At 70.2% G+C, this 20,955-nt stretch carries 22 protein-coding genes; 14 read left to right on the forward strand and 8 right to left on the reverse strand.

Translation table 11 applies throughout. The features are described 5' to 3' along the window. Positions 1–44: 44 nt before the first annotated feature. The 7 genes from CLM62_RS13135 (at position 45) to CLM62_RS13165 (ending at position 7,794) form a co-directional block, all read left to right on the forward strand. Positions 45–236: a hypothetical protein gene (locus CLM62_RS13135; protein WP_095750013.1), complete on the forward strand. Its 192-nt coding sequence runs from the start codon at positions 45–47 to the stop codon at positions 234–236. 146 nt (positions 237–382) lie between these two features. Beyond that, the gene (locus CLM62_RS13140; protein WP_095750014.1) at positions 383–1,426 is read left to right on the forward strand and encodes an NUDIX domain-containing protein; all 1,044 of its coding nucleotides are present in this window, start codon (positions 383–385) and stop codon (positions 1,424–1,426) included. Positions 1,427–1,720: 294 nt separating this feature from the next. Continuing rightward, positions 1,721–2,737, forward strand: a complete 1,017-nt coding sequence (locus CLM62_RS13145) for an ABC transporter permease (RefSeq protein ID WP_095750068.1) — start codon at positions 1,721–1,723, stop codon at positions 2,735–2,737. 81 nt (positions 2,738–2,818) lie between these two features. After that, positions 2,819–4,486 carry an ABC transporter substrate-binding protein gene (locus tag CLM62_RS13150; RefSeq protein WP_095750015.1) on the forward strand — a complete coding sequence of 556 codons (1,668 nt, stop codon included), beginning with the start codon at positions 2,819–2,821 and terminating at the stop codon, positions 4,484–4,486. A 71-nt stretch (positions 4,487–4,557) separates the two neighbouring features. After that, entirely contained in the window at positions 4,558–5,550 is a 993-nt protein-coding gene (locus CLM62_RS13155) for an ABC transporter permease (protein WP_095750016.1), read from the forward strand. Between the two features lie 28 nt (positions 5,551–5,578). Further along, entirely contained in the window at positions 5,579–6,655 is a 1,077-nt protein-coding gene (locus CLM62_RS13160) for an ABC transporter ATP-binding protein (RefSeq protein WP_095750017.1), read from the forward strand. Between the two features lie 26 nt (positions 6,656–6,681). Next, entirely contained in the window at positions 6,682–7,794 is a 1,113-nt protein-coding gene (locus CLM62_RS13165; protein WP_373559135.1) for an ABC transporter ATP-binding protein, read from the forward strand. On the opposite strand, the gene CLM62_RS13170 is transcribed toward CLM62_RS13165, so the two are convergent. From CLM62_RS13170 to CLM62_RS13180, 3 genes are all read right to left on the reverse strand, one after another. Then, the gene (locus CLM62_RS13170) at positions 7,757–8,794 is read right to left on the reverse strand and encodes a hypothetical protein (RefSeq protein ID WP_095750019.1); all 1,038 of its coding nucleotides are present in this window, start codon (positions 8,792–8,794) and stop codon (positions 7,757–7,759) included. The two genes, CLM62_RS13165 and CLM62_RS13170, sit on opposite strands and share 38 nt — an antisense overlap. 10 nt (positions 8,795–8,804) lie before the next feature. Next, positions 8,805–8,960 (reverse strand): hypothetical protein, encoded by a 156-nt coding sequence (locus CLM62_RS13175; RefSeq protein WP_179382076.1) that lies wholly within the window; start codon positions 8,958–8,960, stop codon positions 8,805–8,807. Positions 8,961–9,052: 92 nt separating this feature from the next. Next, positions 9,053–10,408: a dipeptidase gene (locus CLM62_RS13180; RefSeq protein WP_095750020.1), complete on the reverse strand. Its 1,356-nt coding sequence runs from the start codon at positions 10,406–10,408 to the stop codon at positions 9,053–9,055. Positions 10,409–10,565: 157 nt separating this feature from the next. Here CLM62_RS13180 and CLM62_RS13185 point away from each other — a divergent pair, with 157 nt between their 5' ends. Beyond that, on the forward strand, positions 10,566–11,816 hold the full coding sequence (locus CLM62_RS13185; protein WP_095750021.1) for a geranylgeranyl reductase family protein: 1,251 nt from the start codon (positions 10,566–10,568) through the stop codon (positions 11,814–11,816). On the opposite strand, the gene CLM62_RS13190 is transcribed toward CLM62_RS13185, so the two are convergent. Continuing rightward, entirely contained in the window at positions 11,806–12,255 is a 450-nt protein-coding gene (locus CLM62_RS13190; RefSeq protein WP_095750022.1) for a nitroreductase family deazaflavin-dependent oxidoreductase, read from the reverse strand. The genes CLM62_RS13185 and CLM62_RS13190 overlap by 11 nt on opposite strands. A 208-nt stretch (positions 12,256–12,463) precedes the next feature. On the opposite strand from CLM62_RS13190, the gene CLM62_RS13195 reads away from it, so the two are divergent. From CLM62_RS13195 to CLM62_RS13210, 4 genes are read left to right on the forward strand one after another with little or no spacing between them, the layout of a single operon-like run. Further along, positions 12,464–13,225, forward strand: coding sequence for a TetR/AcrR family transcriptional regulator (locus CLM62_RS13195; protein ID WP_095750023.1), 762 nt, complete (start codon positions 12,464–12,466; stop codon positions 13,223–13,225). Continuing rightward, a complete protein-coding gene (locus CLM62_RS13200; protein WP_373559136.1) occupies positions 13,225–13,599 on the forward strand; it encodes an MMPL family transporter in 375 nt (124 codons plus the stop codon). Before CLM62_RS13195 ends, CLM62_RS13200 begins: the two co-directional genes overlap by 1 nt. A gap of 53 nt (positions 13,600–13,652) precedes the next feature. Beyond that, the gene (locus CLM62_RS13205) at positions 13,653–14,897 is read left to right on the forward strand and encodes a sensor histidine kinase (protein ID WP_095750024.1); all 1,245 of its coding nucleotides are present in this window, start codon (positions 13,653–13,655) and stop codon (positions 14,895–14,897) included. Next, positions 14,894–15,559, forward strand: a complete 666-nt coding sequence (locus CLM62_RS13210; protein WP_095750025.1) for a response regulator transcription factor — start codon at positions 14,894–14,896, stop codon at positions 15,557–15,559. Before CLM62_RS13205 ends, CLM62_RS13210 begins: the two co-directional genes overlap by 4 nt. Here CLM62_RS13210 and CLM62_RS13215 read toward each other — a convergent pair. Then, entirely contained in the window at positions 15,520–15,804 is a 285-nt protein-coding gene (locus CLM62_RS13215) for a DUF6332 family protein (protein ID WP_095750026.1), read from the reverse strand. The genes CLM62_RS13210 and CLM62_RS13215 overlap by 40 nt on opposite strands. 94 nt (positions 15,805–15,898) lie before the next feature. Then, positions 15,899–17,392, reverse strand: a complete 1,494-nt coding sequence (locus tag CLM62_RS13220; protein WP_095750027.1) for an MFS transporter — start codon at positions 17,390–17,392, stop codon at positions 15,899–15,901. Positions 17,393–17,478: 86 nt separating this feature from the next. Here CLM62_RS13220 and CLM62_RS13225 point away from each other — a divergent pair, with 86 nt between their 5' ends. After that, positions 17,479–17,871, forward strand: coding sequence for a MarR family winged helix-turn-helix transcriptional regulator (locus tag CLM62_RS13225; RefSeq protein ID WP_095750028.1), 393 nt, complete (start codon positions 17,479–17,481; stop codon positions 17,869–17,871). Between the two features lie 13 nt (positions 17,872–17,884). Here the strand turns inward: CLM62_RS13225 and CLM62_RS13230 are convergent, their stop codons facing one another. Next, entirely contained in the window at positions 17,885–18,619 is a 735-nt protein-coding gene (locus CLM62_RS13230; RefSeq protein WP_095750029.1) for a maleylpyruvate isomerase family mycothiol-dependent enzyme, read from the reverse strand. 398 nt (positions 18,620–19,017) lie between these two features. Between CLM62_RS13230 and CLM62_RS13235 the strand changes: the two genes are divergently transcribed. Then, on the forward strand, positions 19,018–19,968 hold the full coding sequence (locus CLM62_RS13235) for a DMT family transporter (protein ID WP_095750030.1): 951 nt from the start codon (positions 19,018–19,020) through the stop codon (positions 19,966–19,968). Here CLM62_RS13235 and CLM62_RS13240 read toward each other — a convergent pair. Beyond that, entirely contained in the window at positions 19,957–20,874 is a 918-nt protein-coding gene (locus tag CLM62_RS13240) for a LysR family transcriptional regulator (RefSeq protein ID WP_095750031.1), read from the reverse strand. The genes CLM62_RS13235 and CLM62_RS13240 overlap by 12 nt on opposite strands. Positions 20,875–20,955: the final 81 nt, after the last annotated feature.

Consider the following 20,955-nt stretch of genomic DNA (forward strand, 5'->3'; position numbering starts at 1 on the left):
GATGCCGGGCGTGACCCCCGCGCGGTTCGCCAGTTGAACCCGGCATGAAGAAGCGCAGCATGCTCGCCATCGCCTCCCTCGCCACCGGTTTCGTCGTCGCGGCGGTCACCCCGTCCCACGGCCTGGGTGAGGAGCTGGGTCATCCCGACGCCGGCAAGACGCTCAGCGACCTCGACCACACGCTCGCCGACGACGGCCCGGCCGCCGACGACAAGGCACCCGGGAAGAACGGCTGACGAGGTACGGCACAGCACTACCGTGGCGCCGGTGCCCCCTGAGAAAGGGGGCACCGGCGCCACGCGTGTGCGCCCTCAACTGCGGCTGGTTTCCGTGGCAGGGTGGAGCGGGCAAGCCACAGGGGGCCAACAGAAGAGGGGGAAACGTGACCGTCGTTTGGATCAACGGCGCGTTCGGTGCGGGGAAGACCACCACCGCACGGGAGCTGATCGAACTGATCCCCAACAGCACGCTCTTCGACCCCGAGGTCATCGGCGCAGCGCTCACGCACCTGCTGCCGCCCAAACACCTCGCCGAGGTCGGCGACTACCAGGACCTGCCGATCTGGCGACGACTGGTGATCGACACGGCGGCCGCGATGCTCGCCGAGCTCGACGGGACCCTGGTGGTCCCCATGACCCTCCTGCGCCAGGACTACCGCGACGAGATCTTCGGCGGTCTCGCCGCGCGCCGGATCACCGTCCGGCATGTCCTGCTCGCTCCGGGGGAAACGATCCTGCGCGAGCGCATAGCCCACCGCGAGGTCCCGCCCGACCTCCCCGACGGAGAGATACGAATACGGCAGTGGTCGTACGACCACATAGAACCGTACCGAGCCGCCCTCGCCAACTGGCTCACCGCCGACGCCCACCCGATCGACAACAGCGCCCTCACGCCGTACGAGACCGCCGCCCGCATCGCCGAGGCCGTGGGCAGCGGCACCGTGCCGGTCTGCGACATCGTGCAGACACCCGAGCCGACCGCCGAGACCCTCGCGGCCGGTGTCCTTCTCTTCGACGAGCGGGACCGGGTGCTGCTCGTCGACCCCACCTACAAGGCCGGCTGGGAGTTCCCCGGCGGCGTCGTCGAACCGGGCGAGGCGCCCGCCCGCGCCGGCATGCGCGAGGTCGCCGAGGAGACCGGGATCCACCTGGACGACGTACCCCGCCTGCTCGTCGTCGACTGGGAACCGCCCGCCCCTCCGGGCTACGGCGGCCTGCGCCTCCTCTTCGACGGCGGCCACCTCGACTCCACCGAGGCCGGACGCCTCCTGCTGCCCGGACCCGAGCTGCGCGACTGGCGCTTCGTCACCGAGGAGGAGGCCGCCGACCTGCTGCCGCCCGTCCGCTACGAACGGCTGCGCTGGGCCCTGCGGGCCCGGGAGCGCGGGGCCGCGCTGTATTTGGAAGCCGGGATTCCGATCGGCTGACATCCGGTGACATTCCCCGCCGCTCCCTGGTGTCGGCGGGGACTTCGCCATGCCCGGACGAGGCTGCCCGACACAGACGTTGGCCCGGATCTCCCCAAGGGACCGTCGAAATACCTCCATGTCAGAGCTAACGAAACGTCCCGCTCTCGTCAACTCTTGGCAACAAGCGCAAACAATCCCTTTTCCGCTGCTTATCCGCCTTGACCGGACTCTCGGCACGTTGCGAGAGTCCGCTCAGTCTCACGGCGCCGACAAACGGCCGCCGCCATGCCTTTCACTCAGGGGCACATCCGCATGACGACTCCCTACCCTTCGGCGACCGCGCTTGCGGCCGACGAACCGGCGCCCGGCCTCCGATCCGGCGGCCCCGCCATCGCCGGACGCTCACCGGCCCGCATGGCCTTCAAGCGCATCAGGCGGGACAAGGTCACCATGACCGCGTTCGTGGTGACCGTCCTGTTCATCGCGATCGCGCTGCTCGCCCCGGTGCTCACCGCGCTGACCGGCTGGGGGCCCATCACACCGGACGGAAAGGCGATCGACCCGGACACGGGCAACTTCCCGTACGGGTCACTGGGCGGTATCAGCCTCACCCACCTGCTGGGGGTCGAACCCGGAACGGGATACGACCTGTTCGGCCGGATCGTCTACGGTCTGCGCACCTCGCTCTTCGTCGGCTTCGCGTCGGCCGTGCTGTCCACCGTCGTCGGCGTCGTGGCCGGGCTGGCGGCGGGCTACTCCGGCGGCTGGGTCGACTCCGTGCTGTCGCGGGTGATGGACGTCATGCTGGCCTTCCCGCAACTGCTGTTCATCATCGCGCTCACTCCAGTCATCCAGAACGCGCTGCAGACCGACAGCCACGGCGGCACCGACGAGAACCTCCGGCTGCTCGTCCTCGTCCTCAACATCGCGGTGTTCGCCTGGGCCTACACCGCCCGCCTCGTGCGCGGCCAGGTCCTGTCCCTGCGCGAACGGGAGTTCGTCGACGCGGCACGGCTCATGAGCGCCGGCCGGCGGCACATCCTCTTCCGACAGCTGTTGCCGAACCTGTGGGCGCCGGTCCTGATCTCCTTCGCGCTCGCCGTCCCGCAGAACATCACCACGGAGGCGGCCCTGTCGTACCTGGGCGTGGGTGTCATCCCGCCCAACCCGGACTGGGGAGCGCTGCTGTCGGACGCCTCCCAGTTCTTCCTGCAGGACCCGATGTACCTGTTCATCCCCGGCGTCCTGCTCCTCGTCCTCGTTCTGGCCCTCAATCTCCTCGGAGACGGCGTCCGGGACGCCCTCGATCCCCGCGCGGCCCGCAGCTGACGCGTTCCCTCTGAGCACCGGCCGGACGGTCCCACCGCGGGCCGCCGAAGCCGAGCCCGTAATAGAACGGAGTGTTACCTCATGACGCGCAGAAGGCGCTCGATCGCCCTCACGGCCACCGCCGTGGCGATCGCCCTGGGGGCCACCGCCTGCGGGGGCTCCTCCAGCACCACAGGCAGCGGTTCCCCGACGAAGGGAGGCACGCTGACCGTCCTCAACCAGGCGGACTACGACCACCTCGACCCCCAGCGCGTGTACACGACGGAGGGCTCGAGCATGGACGAGGAGTTCGTCCGCACCCTCACCGGATGGGACGAGACGGGCTCGGCGCCGAAGCTGGTCGGCGACCTGGCCACGGACATCGGAACGCCCAGCAAGGGCGCCACCGTGTGGACGTTCCACCTGCGCCACGGGATCAAGTGGCAGGACGGCACCGAGGTCACCGCACAGGACGTCAAGTACGGCGTCGAGCGGACCTTCTCCCCCGACATCAACGGCGGCCCGCCGTACGCCAGTCAGTGGCTGGTCGGCGGCTCCACGTACAAGGGCCCTTACAAGGGGCAGCAACTCGCCTCCATCCAGACGCCGGACAAGTACACGATCGCCTTCCATCTGAACCAGCCGGTCGCCGACTTCAGCCAGACGACCGCCATGCCCGCGTGGTCGGCGGTGCCCAAGGCGCACGACACAGGCGCCACTTATGACACGCACGTCTGGTCCGACGGGCCCTACATGATCAAGTCGTACACCAAGAACAAGGAACTCGTCCTCGTCAAGAACCCGCACTGGGTCCAGTCGACCGACCCGATCCGGCAGCAGAACGTCGACGAGATGGACGTGAAGTTCGGGCAGGACCAGTCCGCCATCGACCAGCAGATCAAGTCCGACGCCGGCACCGCCCAGACCTCGATCATGCAGTGGCCGATAGCGGGCTCCGACCTGACGACGATCGCGAGCGATTCGTCGCTCAAGTCGCGTTACTACAAGATCCCGGCCCCGGGCATCAACTACCTGGCGATCAACACCACCCGGGTCAAGGACATCCGGGTCCGCCAGGCGATCGAGTACGCGATCGACAAGACCACCGTGCGCGGCGCCTTCGGCGGTTCGGCGTACGGGGACTACGCGAGCACGATGCTGAGTCCCGGCATCGACGGCTACAAGAAGTTCAACCTCTACAGCACGAACCCGGCCGGTGACCTCACCAAGGCCAAGGCGCTGATGAAGCAGGCCGGCAACCCGAAGCCGACCATGTCGCTCGCGGTGGAGAACAACACCACGCAGGAGCACTTCGCCGACGCGGTGAAGACCTCGCTGGGCAAGATCGGCGTCACCGTCAACATCACCCCGATCGACAAGGCGAACTACTTCAGCACCGTGGACAACGTGAAGAACCAGTACGACCTGACCTGGATGGACTGGATCGCGGACTGGCCCAACGCCTCCACCGTGCTGCCCGTCCTGTTCGACGGACGGCAGATCGCGAAGCTGCCGCAGTCCAACCAGGACCAGTCGTACCTGAACGACCCGAAGGTCAACGCGCAGATCGGCAAGATCTCCAAGATGACGGGCATCAACGAGGCCAACACCGCCTACGGAAACCTGGACGAGCAGATCATGAAGGACGCCGCCGTGGTCCCGCTGATGTACATGAACTTCAGCGAACTGGCGGGCTCCAAGGTCGGCGGAGTCATCCCGGACGCCGTCCTCGCCGAGCCGAGCCTGGTGCACGTCTACGTCACCCACTGACGCATCCCTCTCAGGCCCGCCGGCGGACCCTGGCCGGCGGGCACCCACCTCACGTCAGGGCCCCGCACGACATGTTTCGTTACCTCATCCGACGCCTGCTGGCAGCGGCCGCGATCCTGCTGGTGATCACCGTGATCACCTTCGTCATCTTCTTCGCGCTGCCCTCCGACCCCGCGCTCCTGGCCTGCGGGAAGACCTGCTCGCCCTCCCGACTGGTGGAGATCAGGCACTCGCTGGGCCTCGACCGGAGCTTCATGACGCAGTTCTGGGAGTTCTTCAAGGGGCTCTTCGTCGGCCGCGACTTCGGCGACCAGAGCGTGCGGGTGCACTGCGGCGCGCCCTGCCTCGGGGTCTCCTTCCAGACCGACACGCCGGTCCTCACCACCCTGCTGGGCGACTTCCCGGCGGACCTGTCGCTCGGCCTCGGCGCCGCGGTGGTCTTCCTCGTCCTCGGCGTCGGCCTCGGCACGGTCGCCGCGGTCCGCAGGGGCCGGGCCGCCGACAAGGCGGCGGTCGGACTGGCCCTGGTCGGCGTCTCCGTGCAGATCTACTTCATCGGTCTGCTGCTGCTGTTCCTGTTCGTCGACAAGTGGCAGATCCTGCCCGCGGCCGGCTACACCCCGTTCACCCAGGACCCGGCCGCATGGTTCCAGGGGCTCCTCCTGCCGTGGGCCACCCTCGTCATCGTCTACCTCGCGATGTACACCCGGCTCACCCGCTCCTCCATGCTGGACGTCTTCGCCGAGGACTACATGCGCACCGCCCGCGCCAAGGGACTCCCGGCCGCGAAGGTCGTCCTCAAGCACGGACTGCGGGCCGCGATCACCCCGATCCTCACCATCTTCGGAATGGACGTCGGCTCCCTGATCGGCGGCTCCGCCGTCATCACCGAGTCGGTGTTCGGCATCAACGGCATCGGCAAGCTGGCGGTGGACTCGGTGCAGAACTCCGACCTGCCGGTCATCCTCGGCACCACGCTCTTCGCCGCCACGTTCGTCGTGATCGCCAACGTGGTCGTCGACGTGGTGTACGGCCTCATCGATCCCCGCGTACGCCTCGCCTGAGCCCCGACAGCCGCGTAAGGAAAGCCCAGTGTCCCTGCAGACCTCTCCACAGCCCGCGGACCTCGCGCCCGTCTCCGCGCCCTTCCTCGACGTACAGGACCTGCGCGTGCACTTCCCCACCGAGGACGGCGTCGTCAAGTCCGTCGACGGAGTCTCCTTCACCCTGGAGAAGGGCAGCACGCTCGGCATCGTCGGCGAGTCCGGATCGGGAAAGTCGGTCACCTCGCTGGCCCTGCTGGGGCTGCACAAGGGCACCCGCGCCGCGGTGTCCGGCGAGATCCGGCTGGAGGGCAGGGAGCTCGTCGCCCTCCCGGAGCGCGAGATGCGCGCCTTGCGCGGCAGGACGGTCTCCATGATCTTCCAGGACCCCCTGTCCGCCCTGCACCCGTACTTCACCGTCGGCGCGCAGATCGCCGAGGCATACCAGGTGCACCACAAGGTCGCCAAGAAGGAGGCCCGGGAGCGGGCGGTCGAGATGCTGAAACGGGTCGGCATTCCGCAGCCCGAGCGCCGGGCCAAGGACTACCCGCACCAGTTCTCCGGCGGCATGCGGCAGCGCGCCATGATCGCCATGGCCCTCGTCTGCGACCCCGCGCTGCTCATCGCCGACGAACCCACGACCGCTCTGGACGTCACCGTCCAGGCGCAGATCCTGGACCTGATCCGCGATCTGCAGGAGGAGTTCGGCTCCGCCGTCATCCTCATCACGCACGACCTCGGCGTGGTGGCAGATGTCGCCGACGACATCCTCGTGATGTACGGCGGCCGCAGGATCGAGTACGGCACCGTGCGCGACGTACTGAAGGAGCCCCAACACCCCTACACCTGGGGCCTGCTGGAGTCGATGCCGCATCTCACCGGTGACGTCGACCGACGGCTGAACCCGATCGCCGGTTCACCACCGAGTCTGATCAACCCTCCAGGTGGCTGCGCCTTCCACCCCCGTTGCACCTACAAGGGCTGGGTGCCCGAAGGGCGTTGCACGGTGAAACGGCCCGAGCTGCTGACCGTCTCCGGCACCGACCGGCACCTCGCCGCCTGCCATCTCACCCCGGAGACCAGGAAAGAGATCCGCGGCCGCACGGCCGCCGGGGCCGCGCGGTGACGGCGGCGGACGAACAGGAGCATGCCGTGAGCATCACCCAGCACCTTCCCGCATCGCAGGCCGCGCCCGCCGCGGCGCCACTGCTGGAGGTCAGCGGCCTCGCGAAGCACTTCCCCCTCCGGCAGGGCATCGTGTTCCAGCGGCAGATCGGCGCCGTGCACGCCGTCGACGGCATCGACTTCACGGTCGGCGCGGGTCGGTCGCTGGGCCTGGTCGGCGAATCCGGCTGCGGCAAGTCGACCACGGGCCGCCTGGTCACCCGGCTGCTGGAACCCACGGCCGGCACCGTCGTGTTCGACGGCGAGGACATCACCCACACACCCGAGGCCAGGATGAAGGAGGCGCGCCGGAACCTCCAGATGATCTTCCAGGACCCGTACTCCTCGCTGAACCCCCGGCACACCGTCGGCACCATCGTCGAGACGCCGATGAAGCTCAACGGCATCAACCCGCCGCAGGGCCACAAGAGGCGCGCCCAGGAACTGCTGGAGACGGTCGGCCTCAATCCCGAGCACTACAACCGCTACCCGAACGAGTTCTCCGGCGGTCAGCGCCAGCGCATCGGCATCGCCCGCGCCCTCGCCCTCAGGCCGAAGCTGATCGTGGCCGACGAACCGGTCTCCGCGCTGGACGTGTCCATCCAGGCCCAGATCGTCAACCTGCTGCAGGACCTCCAACGGGAGTTCGGCATCGCGTTCGTCTTCATCGCCCACGACCTCGCCGTCGTCCGGCACTTCTGCGAGCGGGTCGCGGTGATGTACCTCGGGAAGATCGTCGAGGTCGCCGACCGGCAGGCGCTCTACACCCGCCCCCGGCACCCCTACACGCACGCACTGCTGTCCGCCGTCCCCGAGGCCGACCCGGACAGCACCCGTCGGCGCGAACGCATCCGCCTGGCGGGCGACGTGCCCTCCCCGGTCGACCCGCCGTCCGGCTGCCGGTTCCGTACCCGCTGCTGGAAGGCCCAGGACAGGTGCGCGGCCGAGGAACCGCCGCTGGTTCGTCTCAAGGGCAACGGCGAAGGGCACTTGACGGCCTGTCACTTTCCCGAGGAACCGACGATCGAGGCACGCGAGGAGGACATCGTCCTCGACCCGGCCGTCACGGCGCGTGAGGAGACTTCGGCGGGTACGGCGTAAGCCTGCTCTCTTCCTGGAACCGCCGGTTGAACTCGCCCATCACGGCGGCCCCTCGGGCATGCCGCGCGATGACATCGGCGGCGGCCTCCTGAATCCCGTCCGGCCGCGCACCGTCGGCGCACGCGCGGATGAAGGCGTCCCGCTCCTGCCCGCGGTACCCGTACAGGTCGGTGACGAGCCAGACGACCAGGTACGAGCGGGTGTAGGCGCGGTCGTAGTGGCGGTGCCGGTCGACGAAGTCGCGTTCCTCGGGCGTCAGGCGGTAGTGCGCCGAGAGGGAGAGGCCGTAGTCGGTGAGGTAGAGCCGGTCGCCGTCGGTGAGGATGTTCCCGAAGTGGGCGTCGAAGTGCAGGAGTTCCTGCGCGTGCAGGAAGGAGACGACGGCCTCCAGTCCCTGCTCGACCAGGGGGACGGCGCTGTCCGCGTCACCGGCTTCGAGGCGGGTTTCGAGCCAGTCGTGGACGGTGTGCGGGATGTACTCCAGGAACAGTGTCAGGCTCGCGGAGGCCGTCCGCAGGGCCTCGATGCGCTCGCGAACCTGCGGGGTGCCGCCCCAGTAGGCGATGGCCCCCTCCACGTCGGCCAGTTCGTCCGGGAGAGGGCTCGGGGTGTGGGGCATGACCCGCCAGTGGTGCATCAGCGGAAACCCGGCGAACCGGTCGGCCAGCACCCAGTTCGTGGTCATCGTGTGCGCGGCGAGTTCCCGCCAGGCGCCGAGGCCGGGGCTGGGGACGAGACCGATGCCGTAGTGGAAGAAGGGCGGCAGGCCGAAGACGTTGGCGGTGGAGCGGACGTGCTCGGGAAGCCGCTCGGTGTCGGTGAGCGGCACCTGCTTCACGAAGACCCGGACGCCGTCGACCTCGATCAGCGTCGAACGTCCGCCGATCCCGGAGCCGTTCGGGGTTCCGGCCGCCACCAGATCCGTGAGCTCCCGGTCGCTGAGGAGGGAGAGGGCGGTGGCGATGTCGGTGTGGCGGGCGATGCGCGGGTCGCGGGGCATGCGCCCATCCTCAGTGATCAGGGATGTACGCGTCCGCCGATCTCCGAAGCGCCGCCGAGGCCTGGCCGATCACCGCATCGCCGTGGCCGGAACAGGCCAGGTCCGCCTCCAGCGCCGCCAACCGGTGGAAAGAGGCGACCGCTTGGGCCCGGTCGAGGTTGAACACCCCGAGACTTCGGCGGCGGAGCTCGCGTCCTCCACATCCCCGGGCACACGCACGGCAGTATCGCCGTCCACCCTCTGCTGTCGGCAGAGCCGTCAGCTCGCCGCGTAGTTGCGCAGGAAGAGCGCCTCCGCCACCGACAGCCGCTCCAGCTCTTCGGGGGACACGCTCTCGTTGACCGCGTGGATCTGGGCCTCCGGCTCGCTCAGGCCGATGAGCAGGATCTCCGCGCGCGGGTAGAGGTCGGCGAGGGTGTTGCACAGCGGGATGGAGCCGCCCTGGCCGGCGTACTGCATCTCCTGACCCGGGTAGGCGACCGCCATCGCCTCGGCCATCGCCGCGTACGCCGGGCTGGTCGTGTCCGCGCTGAAGGGCTGCCCCTGGCCGATCTGTTCGGTGCGCACCCGGGCGCCCCACGGCGTGTGCGTCTCCAGGTGGGCCTGCAGCAGCTTGGTCGCCTCGGCCGCGTCCACCCCCGGCGGCACCCGCAGGCTGATCAGCGCGCGGGCGCTCGCCTGCACCGACGGGGTCGCGCCGATGACCGGCGGACAGTCGATGCCGAGCACCGTGACGGCCGGGCGCGCCCAGATGCGGTCGGCGACCGTGCCGTCACCGATCAACCGCACGCCGTCGAGGACTTTGGCGTCCTTGCGGAACTGCTCCTCGTCGTAACTCAGCCCGTCCCACCGCGTCTCGGGCGTGAGCCCGTCGACGGTCGTCGAGCCGTCCTGAGCGCGCAGCGAGTCGAGTACGCGGATCAGCGCGGCCAGCGCGTCGGGGGCGGCGCCGCCGAACTGGCCGGAGTGCAGGTTGCCCGCGAGCGTGTCGATCCGCACACGGACCAGGGTCATGCCGCGCAGCGTGGCGGTGACCGTAGGCAGACCGACGCGGAAGTTGCCCGCGTCGCCGATGACGATGGTGTCGGCCTCCAGCAGGTCGGGGTGTTCCTCGGCATACCGCTCCAGACCCCCGGTGCCCATCTCCTCCGAACCCTCGGCGATGACCTTGACGTGGACCGGGACGCCGCCGTTCGCCTTCAGCGCGCGCAGCGCCAGCAGGTGCATGAGCACGCCGCCCTTGCAGTCGGCGGCCCCGCGCCCGTACCAGCGGCCGTCCCGCTCGGTCAGTTCGAAGGGCGGGGTGGCCCACGCGGCCTCGTCCAGCGGCGGCTGCACGTCGTAATGGGCGTACAGCAGGACCGTCTTCGCACCCTCGGGCCCGGGCAGGTAGCCGTACACCGACTGCGTGCCGTCGGGGGTGTCGAGCAGGGCCACGTCCTCGAAGCCCTCGGCGCGCAGCGCGTCGGCGACCCAGCGGGCGGCGCCCTCGCTCTCGCTCCTGGGGAACTGGTCGAAGTCCGCCACCGACTTGAAGGCCACCAGCTCGGTGAGCTCCGCCTTCGCCCTGGGCATCAGCGAGGCGACGGTCTCGGCGACCGGATGCGACGACATGGGCACGCTCCTTGTGGGTGCGACGTTGTACCGATGGGTGCCGCCGATCCTGCCACAGTGGTTCGGGGCGGCGTCCGCCCAGTGGCCTGGGGCGACGTGCGCCGTAGGATGCGGGAGACAGGTGCGGCAGCGGCTTGATCGGGAGCAGTAGACCATCGTGAGCAGCGAGAACTCTTCGGCGGACGACGTGCAGCGGGTGTGGGACGTCGTCGTGGTGGGCGCGGGACCGGCGGGGGCGTCGGCCGCCTATGCGGCGGCGGTCGCGGGGCGGCGCGTGCTGGTGCTGGAGAAGGCGGAGCTGCCCCGCTACAAGACCTGCGGCGGCGGCATCATCGGCCCTTCGCGCGACTGTCTGCCGCCCGGCTTCGAGCTGCCGTTCCGCGACCGGGTGCACGCGGTCACCTTCTCGCACAACGGCCGCTTCGCCCGCACCCGCCGCTCCAAGCAGATGCTGTTCGGGCTGATCAACCGGCCCGAGTTCGACCAGCAGCTGGTCGAGCACGCGCAGAAGGCGGGTGCCGAACTGCGTACGGGCGTCACCGTCCAGCGGGTCGAACAGCACGGCTCGTCCGTGCCGGACCGGCGCACGGTCGCCGTCGTCCTGCAGGGCGGCGAGACGCTGCTCGCGCGGGCCGTCGTCGGCGCCGACGGCAGCGCCAGCCGCATAGGAGCGCACGTCGGGGTCAAGCTGGACCAGGTGGATCTCGGACTGGAGGCGGAGATCCCGGTGCCCGAGACGGTCGCCGAGGACTGGAAGGGGCGGGTGCTCATCGACTGGGGTCCGATGCCCGGAAGCTACGGCTGGGTGTTCCCGAAGGGCGACACGCTGACGGTCGGGGTGATCTCGGCACGCGGCGAAGGCGCCGCGACCAAGCGGTACTTGGAGGACTTCGTCGCCCGGCTCGGCCTCGCCGGCTTCGAACCGAGCATCTCCTCGGGCCACTTGACCCGCTGCCGTGCCGACGACTCGCCGCTGTCGCGCGGGCGGGTGCTGGTGTGCGGGGACGCGGCCGGGCTTCTGGAGCCGTGGACCCGCGAGGGCATCTCCTTCGCGCTGCGCTCGGGGCGGCTCGCGGGGGAGTGGGCGGTACGCATCGCGGAGGCGCACGACGCCGTGGACACCCGGCGCCAGGCTCTCAACTATGCCTTCGCGATCAAGGCGGGGCTCGGTGTCGAGATGGCCGTCGGCAAGAGCCTGCTGACGGTGTTCGAGCGGCGCCCCGGCCTCTTCCACGCGGCGGTGACCGGCTTCCGCCCGGCCTGGAAGGCGTTCATGGACATCACGCGCGGCGCCACCTCGCTGGGCGAGATCGTCCGCACCCACCCCATCGCCCAGCGCGCCCTGACCGCGCTGGACCGCCGGCCCGCGGGTTCCTCGGATCCCTCGGTCGGCGAGGTCAGCTCGTGACCTCGACCCGGAACACCGGGTGGTCGGGCGCGATCCGGCGCAGTTCGGCGTCGGGGGAGTCGGGGCCGACTCCCTTGAAGAAGACGCCGACCTCGGCCTTCCAGCGCTTGAGGTAGGCGCGCAGGAGCGGGACCTTGTCGTCGTCGGCCACCTCGGTCGCGGTGAAGACCTCCGCGTTCTTGCCGAGGCGCAGCTCGCCGCCGCCGGCCGCGCGCATGTTGTGCGTCCACTGGACATGGCCGCGCGGCGCGACCAGGTACTGCTGTCCGTCGACGGTCAGCAGGTTCACGGGGGTGGTGCGCCACTCGCCGCTCTTGCGGCCGCGGACCGCCAGGACCCGGGAGCCCCAGACGCTGATGCCGCGGCGGGTCATCCACGCCACCGCGCGGTTGAGGACGTTGACCGTGAGCCAGCCGGGCTTCTGGACGTGCGTGGACATGGGGACCCCCTACGTTTGAAAGCGATTTGCCAGCGATTTGCCAGCGATTGGCAAGCGATGGAAGAGCGCCGCTCTCTGTTGTGAGCACTGCTCTCGCTCGAGAGCAGTGTGGACGACATCGGTGATCCAATGCAAGAGCAGTGCTCTCTTTCGTGTGCGCTGCTCTGAACTGTGTGCACCGCTCTCGCTTTATGGGACACTGGTCCACATGAGCAGCAACACCGCACACGGCGCCCGCGCCCGGGCCAGGATCGAGGTCACCGCCGCCATCAAGGACGAGGCACGCAGACAGCTCGCCGCGGACGGCGCCGCCAAGCTGTCGCTGCGCGCCGTGGCCCGAGAGCTCGGCATGGTCTCCTCCGCGCTGTACCGCTACTTCCCCAGCCGCGACGACCTGCTGACCGCCCTCATCATCGACGCCTACGACTCCCTCGGCCGGACCGCCGAGGCCGCGCACGAAGAAGTCGGCGAGGCCGACCCCGCCCAGCGCTGGATCGCGGTGTGCGAAGCCGTACGCGGCTGGGCCCTCGGGCACCCCCACGAGTACGCGTTGATCTACGGATCGCCGGTCCCCGGCTATACCGCCCCGGAGACCACCGTCCCGGCCGCCTCCCGCGTCGGCCTCCTCCTCATCGGCATCCTGCGCGACGCCCACCAGGGCTTCGGCCTGGCCAAGCCTCCACTGCCCGCCGACCTGCGCCCCGAGGCGGAGCGGATGACCGCCGACCTGGCTCCCGACCTGCCACCCGAGACGGTCACGGCACTTGTCGCGGCCTGGGCCCAGCTGTTCGGGCTGATCGGATTCGAGCTGTTCGGCCAGTTCAACCGAGTCGTGGAGGACCGGACGACGTTCTTCCGGCACGCGGCGGCCCAACTCGCCCACGGTGTGGGCCTGGTCAGGACGGCCACCTGTCCGGGCTCCTCGGCTTCACCCCCACCGGCTCGATCGAGCCGAGCATCCCGGTGCTGATGTTCTGCGTGGCGTACGGCCTGTCCATGGACTACGAGGTCTTCCTGCTGGCCCGCATCAAGGAGGAGCACGAGCGGACCGGCGACACCGAGCGCGCGGTGGGCGAGGGCATCCGGCGCAGCGCCCCGCTGATCACCGCCGCGGCCGGGATCCTCGCGCTGTCCTTCCTGTCGTACGCCACCGGCGGCGTCGTCTTCCTCAAGGAACTCGGCATCGGCACCGCCCTCACCATCCTGGTCGACGCCACCCTCATCCGGGTCGTCCTGCTCCCGGTGACGATGCGGCTCGCGGGGCGCGCGAACTGGTGGGCGCCGAAGCGGCTGCGCCGGCTGCGCGTCAAGGAGACCGACGTACTTCGCGGGGAGTACGTGTGATCACCGCGCTCGGCTGACGCCGCCGGGGTCCGGCGGCGTCTAGCGTGGCTGACATGGACGAGCAGCGCGTACGCGGGGGCCCGCCTCACTGGTGGCGGCACGGGCCGTCGTGGTGGAACCGCTGGGCCGCCGGGGAAACGGAGGACGGGCGTCCGCGGTGGCCCTGGCGCTCCACCGCGCTCCTCACGGTCTTCGTGCTCGCCGGCTCGAACTACGCGGCCGAACAGCAGGTCGGCGAGAAGGCCGCCCTCGACCCCTTCGCGCGCATGTTGCTGCTCGTGGCGGGTGTGGTGCTGCTGTGGCGGCTGCGGTATCCGGTGCTCGTGGTGTTCGGCACGGCGGCGGCCGCCATGCTCTACCTGGGCGCCGGCTACCCGTACGGGCCGATCTTCCTGACCGTGGCCCTGAGCTCCTTCAGCGCCGTCGTCGCGGGGCACCGCAGAGCGGCCTGGGCGGCGCTGGGGATGCTCTGGGCAGGGCATGTCCTGGTGGCCCACTGGCTGTACCGGTGGCTGCCGCCGTCCGGGGACGACGCCGCCTCCTGGGGGCAGGAGGTCGTCGTCGCCACCTGGATGGTGGCGATCCTCGCGGTGTCGGAACTGGCCCGCACCCGGCGCGAGCAGTGGGCCCGTGAGCGGGCCGAGCGGGCGCAGGCGGCCAAGCGGCGGGCCGACGAGGAGCGGCTGCGCATCGCCCGTGAACTGCACGACGTTCTCGCGCACAGCATTTCGGTGATCAACGTGCAGGCCGGCGTCGGCCTCGCCCTCCTCGACACCGACCCCGAGCAGGCGCGCACGGCCCTGACCACCATCAAGGCCGCCAGCAAGGAGGCGCTGGGCGAGGTCCGCCAGGTCCTCGACACGCTGCGCACGCCCGGTGACGCGCCGCGCGCGCCGGCGCCCGGCCTCGACCGGCTGCCCGAACTCGTGGAGCAGGCGGCGGGCGCGGGCCTCACGGTCGAGGTGGAGGGCAAGCCGCCCCGCCTGGCGCCCGGGACGGACCTCGCGGCCTTCCGCATCGTCCAGGAGGCGCTCACCAATGTCGTACGGCATTCCGGCTCGCGGCACGCGCGCGTGCACCTCGACCACGGCGACGGGACGACGCTGCGGCTCCGTATCGACGACGACGGACCCGCGACCGGCGCCGACGCGGGCGGCAGCGGCAACGGACTGGCCGGAATGCGGGAGCGGGCCGCCGCGCTGGGTGGCACGATCGAGGCGGGCCCGCGTGCCGACGGAGGATTCCGGGTGCTGGCCGTGCTGCCGCTGAAGGTGAAGCCCAAGGAGGACGACCGGTGATCCGTGTACTGCTCGCCGACGACCAGTCACTGGTGCGGGCCGGCTTCCGGGCGCTGCTCGACGCGCAGCCGGACATCGAGGTGGCGGGGGAGGCCTCCGACGGCGAGGAGGCGCTGCGCAAGGTACGCGAACTGCGCCCCGACGTCGTACTGATGGACATCCGCATGCCGCTGCTGGACGGTCTGGCCGCGACGCGCCGGATCACCGAGGACTCCGGGCTGACGGACGTGAAGGTGGTCATGCTCACCACCTTCGAACTCGACGAGTACGTCTTCGAGGCGATCCGCTCCGGCGCCTCCGGCTTCCTGGTCAAGGACACCGAGCCGGAGGAACTCCTGCGTGCCGTGCGGGCGGTGGTCGAGGGCGACGCGTTGCTCTCGCCCGGTGTGACCCGCCGGCTGATCTCGGAGTTCGCGGCCCGCTCCAAGGAGCCCGCGGCCGCCGACGCCCTGGACGAACTCACCGAGCGGGAACGGGAGGTGATGGCCCTGGTCGGCATCGGTCTCTCCAACGAGGAGATCGCCCGCCGTCTGGTGGTCAGCCCGCTCACCGCGAAGACCCATGTCAGCCGCACGATGGTCAAACTGGGCGCCCGCGACCGGGCGCAACTCGTCGTGCTGGCCTACGAGTCGGGGCTGGTCCGGCCGGGCTGGCTGGGCTGAGTGGTCCTCTGGAAACGGACCAGGACACTGACGACCCGGGCGAGGAAGAGAACAGGGGCAAGCACGAGACCCGTGCGGAGCAGCAACACCGCCACCGTGTCCGGCAGTTCGAAGAGCAGCGCCGGACCGGCGACCGCCCCGAACACGACCGCCGCCGCGAACAGCGCGCTGCACAGCGCGTATCCGATCTCCACCGTGATCGCGTCCCGTTCGGCCTGACCGCGCCGTCCCCCGTAACCCGTCATCCCGGCAGTCTCACAGGCGTGCGCCCGACGGAGCAAGCGGCTCCGCCGAGCGCACGGTGTGGGAGGCGGTCGCCCTAGGCCCTGTCGTCAAGGCCTAGTCGCGTACGGGCACGCGCTCCGCCTCCGTTTCCTTCGCGGTGGACTGGGCTACCACCACGGACTGCTGCGGACGACGGCCGTTGCGCAGACCCGTGAGTGTGATCAGCAGGCCGGCCGCGGCGATGCCCGTCACCGTGAACAGTCCGGGCCGGTAGCTGTCGAGGACGGCCTGCGGGGTGGCGTTCTCGGGGGCGCCCGCGGTCACCACCGCCGTCACGATCGCGAGGAAGATCGCGCCACCCACCTGCACCGAGGTGTTGAGCAGTCCGGAGACCATGCCCTGCTCGTGGTCGTCGACGCCGTTGGTGGCCTGGATGTTGAGCGACGGGAACACCAGCGCGCAGGCCGCGCCGATGAGCAGCATCGACGGCAGGATCACTGCGGCGTACACGGGGTCGAGGTCGACCTGCAGGAACAGGGCGTATCCGATGACCATCAGCCCGAAGCCCACCGGGAGCAGCCGCTGGGTGCCGAACCGGTCGACGATCGAGCCCATCTTCGTCGCGGACAGCGCCACCAGCGCGCCCGCGGGCAGGAAGGCGAGCGCGGTGTGCAGCGCCGACCAGCCGAGCAGCGACTGCATGTACAGGGTGACCAGGAACTGGAAGCCGATGTACGACCCGAAGAAGAACATCGCGCCGAGCTGGGCGCGGATCTGGATGCCGGAGCGCAGCACGCCGAGCCGGATCAGCGGGCCCGGCGAGCGCCGCTCGACCAGGACGAACACGGTGAGGAGCACGGCGACGGCGAGGAAGGACAGCAGGGTGCGGGCCGAGAGCCAGCCGACTTCCGGGGCCTGTACGACGGTGAAGACCAGCAGCAGCATCGAGGCGGTGCCGAGGACGGCGCCCGGGATGTCGTAGCCGTTGTGGTCCTTCTCGCGGGCGCTGCGCGGCAGCAGCTTCAGACCCGCGACCAGGGCGATCAGGGCGATGGGCGCGGGCAGCAGCATGGTCAGGCGCCAACTGGCCTCGGTGAGCAGGCCGGACAGCACCAGGCCCATCGAGAAGCCGGTGGCCGCGCAGGTGGTGTAGATGGAGAGCGCGCGGTTGCGCAGCGGGCCCTCCGGGAAGGTCGTGGTGATGATCGACAGGCCGGCGGGGGCGGTGAAGGCCGCGCTCAGGCCCTTGATGAAGCGGCTGGCGATCAGCAGCGGGCCGGAGTCGACGAGCCCGCCGAGCAGCGAGGCGAGTGCGAAGACACCCAGGGCGATCAGGAAGACCTGACGTCGGCCCAGCAGGTCGGCGGTGCGTCCGCCGAGGAGCAACAGGCCGCCGTAGCCCAGGATGTAGCCGCTGACGATCCACTGCAGGGTCGAGGTGGACAGGCCGAGGTCGGCGCCGATGGACGGCAGGGCGACGCCGACCATCGACACGTCCAGCGCGTCCAGGAACATCGCGGCGCACAGCACCAGCAGGGTGCCCCACAGCCGGGGCGTCCAGCGAACCGCCGAGGACGGGGCCGCGGGGTTGGTGAGCGGAGAGGTCATGCCGCAGACACTACATGCGCCTGCATCAGATGCAAGCGCAATTAATTCGGATGCAACAACACTGTCTCTCTGCTACGGTGCGCCTCATGGCGGCGAAGAAGGCCGAGCAGACGCTCGTCGATCAGTGGCGGGAGATCCTGGCGCTGCACGCGCGCACGCAGTGCGAACTCGATCGCGCACTCCATCAACACGGCCTGTGCGCCAGCGACTTCGAGGTACTCGACGTCCTGTCCGAACAACGGCCGGACGGCGTGTGTTCCTACCGCGTCCAGGAGATCTCCGAGCGCGTCCACCTCAGCCAGAGCGCGCTGTCGCGGCTGGTCGCCCGGCTGGAGAAGGACGGACTCGTCGAACGCGGCATGTGCGCGGAGGACCGACGGGGCGTCCGCGTCACGCTCACAGCGAAGGGCCGCGCGCTGCACGGCGACGTACTGCCGGTGCAGCGCGCGGTGTTGACCAGGACGCTCACCTCGAACTGAGCCGGGTTCAGCTTCAGGTCACCGCGGACTTCTCGCGCCACAGCCCGGCCACCGAGGCGTCCCCGGTCATGCTCGGGAACGGCAGCCGGTTCCACAGCGACAGATACACCCGCGCGGCGGGCCCGGCCACCTCGCAGTCCGCGTCCGTGGCGTCTTCGCGCTCGGTCACAGGCGGCTCCTGCGACAGTCGTACGGTCCACACCGCACCGTCCGTGTCCGTGGCCCGCACCCGCAGCACCCGGGGCTTCTCGCTGCGGACCCTGCTCTTGGGGCGGGCGTGGAAGCCGCACAGCAGCTCGTCGATGCCGTCGGCGGCGAAGTCGCCGCTGATCTCGCTGGGTCGGCCGCCCCTCGCCGACTCCGCGTCGAACCGGTGCACGGTCGTCTCGTGCGCCTGCCGCCGGGCCCAGAACGCCAGCGGCGACGGCGCGGGCAGAAAGTGCCAGCACTCGACGTCCGGCGCGGCGGAGCGCAGGGTCTCGACGAGCTGCCCGTGCCCCTCCCGGAACCAGGCGAGCAACTCGGCGCCGTCGAGGTCGGGCAGGCCGCCGTCCGGGTGGTAGGAGGTGTGCCCTTCGGCGACGAACGCCTCGGCCCACCGGTGCACCATCCCCGTGTGCCGCAACAGATCCCGCACCTGCCACCCCGGGCAGGTCGGCACCTCGGCCCCGGTCCCGGCCTCCTCGGCGGCCGCGGCCAGCGACCGGCCCTCGCGGTCCAGGATCGATACGTACTCGGCAGTGTCCATGGGGGGAGTGTGCCGGATGGAGTGCGGTCCAGGGGAAGCGAGTTGCGGGCCGCTGTGATGTGCGTCATGGCAGTTTCGCCGATCAGTGAGCTCGTTGGGGAACATGCGCCGACCGTATGCGTGATGCGCACCGCACATTTCCGTCCCCGCGGGGTCGGCGGCTAGCTTTTGTCGATCAGCGGATTCTGGGTCAAGCGGAGTCCGCAGCCTTCGGACCTCGCCATCGATGTGCGTCGCCTGTCGGTGGTCTGCAACCGACACACGTTCCGTGGCCTCGCGTTCGCGCCGGCGAAGCTCCAAGGCGGAAGAAGCCAAGGATTTCTACGTCACAGACCGGGCGATGCACCAGCGATTCTCGGTCACGTCCTGGTGAGCGAATTCGAGAACTCAGGAAGAGAATGATCGGCGACCAGACAGAAGACGCCCAGCCGCACGGCGTCGCGGCGCGTTTCCCCGCTCGTTCCACGGGCGGTTCACTGCCCCCTGCGGAGTGGGCGCTTCTCACAGTCGCGGTCGTCGGCATCTCGCTGGCCGCACCGCTCGCGGCGGTCGCGGCGGCACCCGCGCCGGCCATCGCGTTCTGGCGCAACGCGGTGGCCGGCGTCATCCTGCTCCCCCGGGTGCTCGCCCGGCGGGGCGGCGGCAGAGCACGCAGGCGGCCCGGGCGGGCCGACCTGCAGTACTGCGTGCTCGCCGGGATGTTCCTGGCCGCTCACTTCGGCATGTGGATCCCCAGCCTGACCATGACGTCCATCGCGACATCCACCGCCCTGATGTGTACGACGCCCCTGTGGGCGGGGCTCATCGCCCGGGCCCGGGGCCGTTCGGTGCCGAAGGCGGGATGGGCAGGGATGCTCGTCGCCTTCCTCGGCGTGCTGGTCGTGAGCAGCGTCGACATCGGGATGTCCGCCGAGGCCCTGGCCGGGGACGCGCTCGCGCTGGCGAGCGGCGTGTGCCTGGCGGCGTACCTGTCCGTCGGTGAGCACGTCCGGCAGCGGCTCGACACCGAGACGTACACGCTGATCTGTTACGCCACGGCAGCCGCGGCGCTTGTGACGGTGTGCCTGCTCACGGGCAGTGCCCTGGTCGGGTACTCGGCCGGGACATGGATGACGCTGGCCGCGCTGACCTTCGCGGGCCAACTGCTCGGGCACTCGCTGCTGAACCGGTCGCTCGGGGTGGTGAGCGGTGCCACCGTCGCCGTCGTCTCGCTGCTCGAAGTGCCGGGTGCGGCGCTGTTGGCGGCCCTGTGGCTCGGGCAGGCGCCACCGCTGGAGGCCTACGTGGGCGTGCTCGTCATCCTGGCCGGCGTGTTCGTCGTCGTACGGGCCGATGCGTCAGGGACATGAGGGGGAGGCATGAGGAGAAACAGGAGGGTGAGAAGGACGGGCGAACGCCAGCTTCATGTGGCCTGTGAACGCGCCGAGTGCCGGATGCTCGGCGTCGGCCCGCCAGGCCAGGTGGAGGTCCACGGCGGGAGCATCCGCCAACGCGACGAACGCCAGTGACGGATGGGGGCGGAGCGCGGCCGTGGACGCCGGGGTGAGACCGATCCCGCGTCCCGCGGCGATGGCGAAGGTCCAGTCCTCGAACGTCTCCACCGGCAGCCGCTCCTGCGGTGCCCGGCCGGGTGGCCACAGTCCGGAAGGCACGGTGCCCGACGCGGTGTTGTCCACGAACACCTCCGTCGTGAGGTCCTCCAGCCGTAGTACGGACCGTCCGCTCAGCGGATGGTCCCTGGACAGGGCCACGTAACGGTCCTCGCTCAGCAGCGTGAGGCTCTGATAGTCGTTCTCCGGGTGGCCGGGGCGGCCTGTCGGCTGCTCGCGGACGAGAGCCACGTCGGTACTCCCGTCGCCCAGCCCGGCGAGCCTGTCGTCGCCACGGCGCGTGATGATGGGATGCAGCGGGTGCTCGCTCTCCCAGGTCTCCACGGCTCCCATGATCCGACTGTCCAGCATCGACCAGGTGTAGCCGAGCAGGAGTGGCCTGCTGACCGAGCGCGCGCTGGACAGCGCATGGTCGAACTTGGCGACCGTCGCACGGGCGTGTTCCAGCAGCACGGTCCCCGCCTCCGTCGGCCGCGCCTCACCGGTTCTCCGGTCGATGAGCTCGGCTCCGACTGCCTTCTCCAGTTGCCGGACGGTCCGTGAAACCACCGGTTGACTGACCATCATGCGGGTGGCGGCGTGGGTGAAGCTCCTCGCTTCGCACACGGCTATGAACGCGCGTAAGTGCCGTAACTCGACAGTCATGCGCGCCTCCCTCCATGACTACATGTAGGCGCCCGCTATCTTAGCGTCGCCATTTCGGCGTGCCCGCCTCGGGGTGCGACG

It is taken from the genome of Streptomyces sp. SA15, from assembly GCF_002291145.1.
GTDB lineage: Bacteria > Actinomycetota > Actinomycetes > Streptomycetales > Streptomycetaceae > Streptomyces.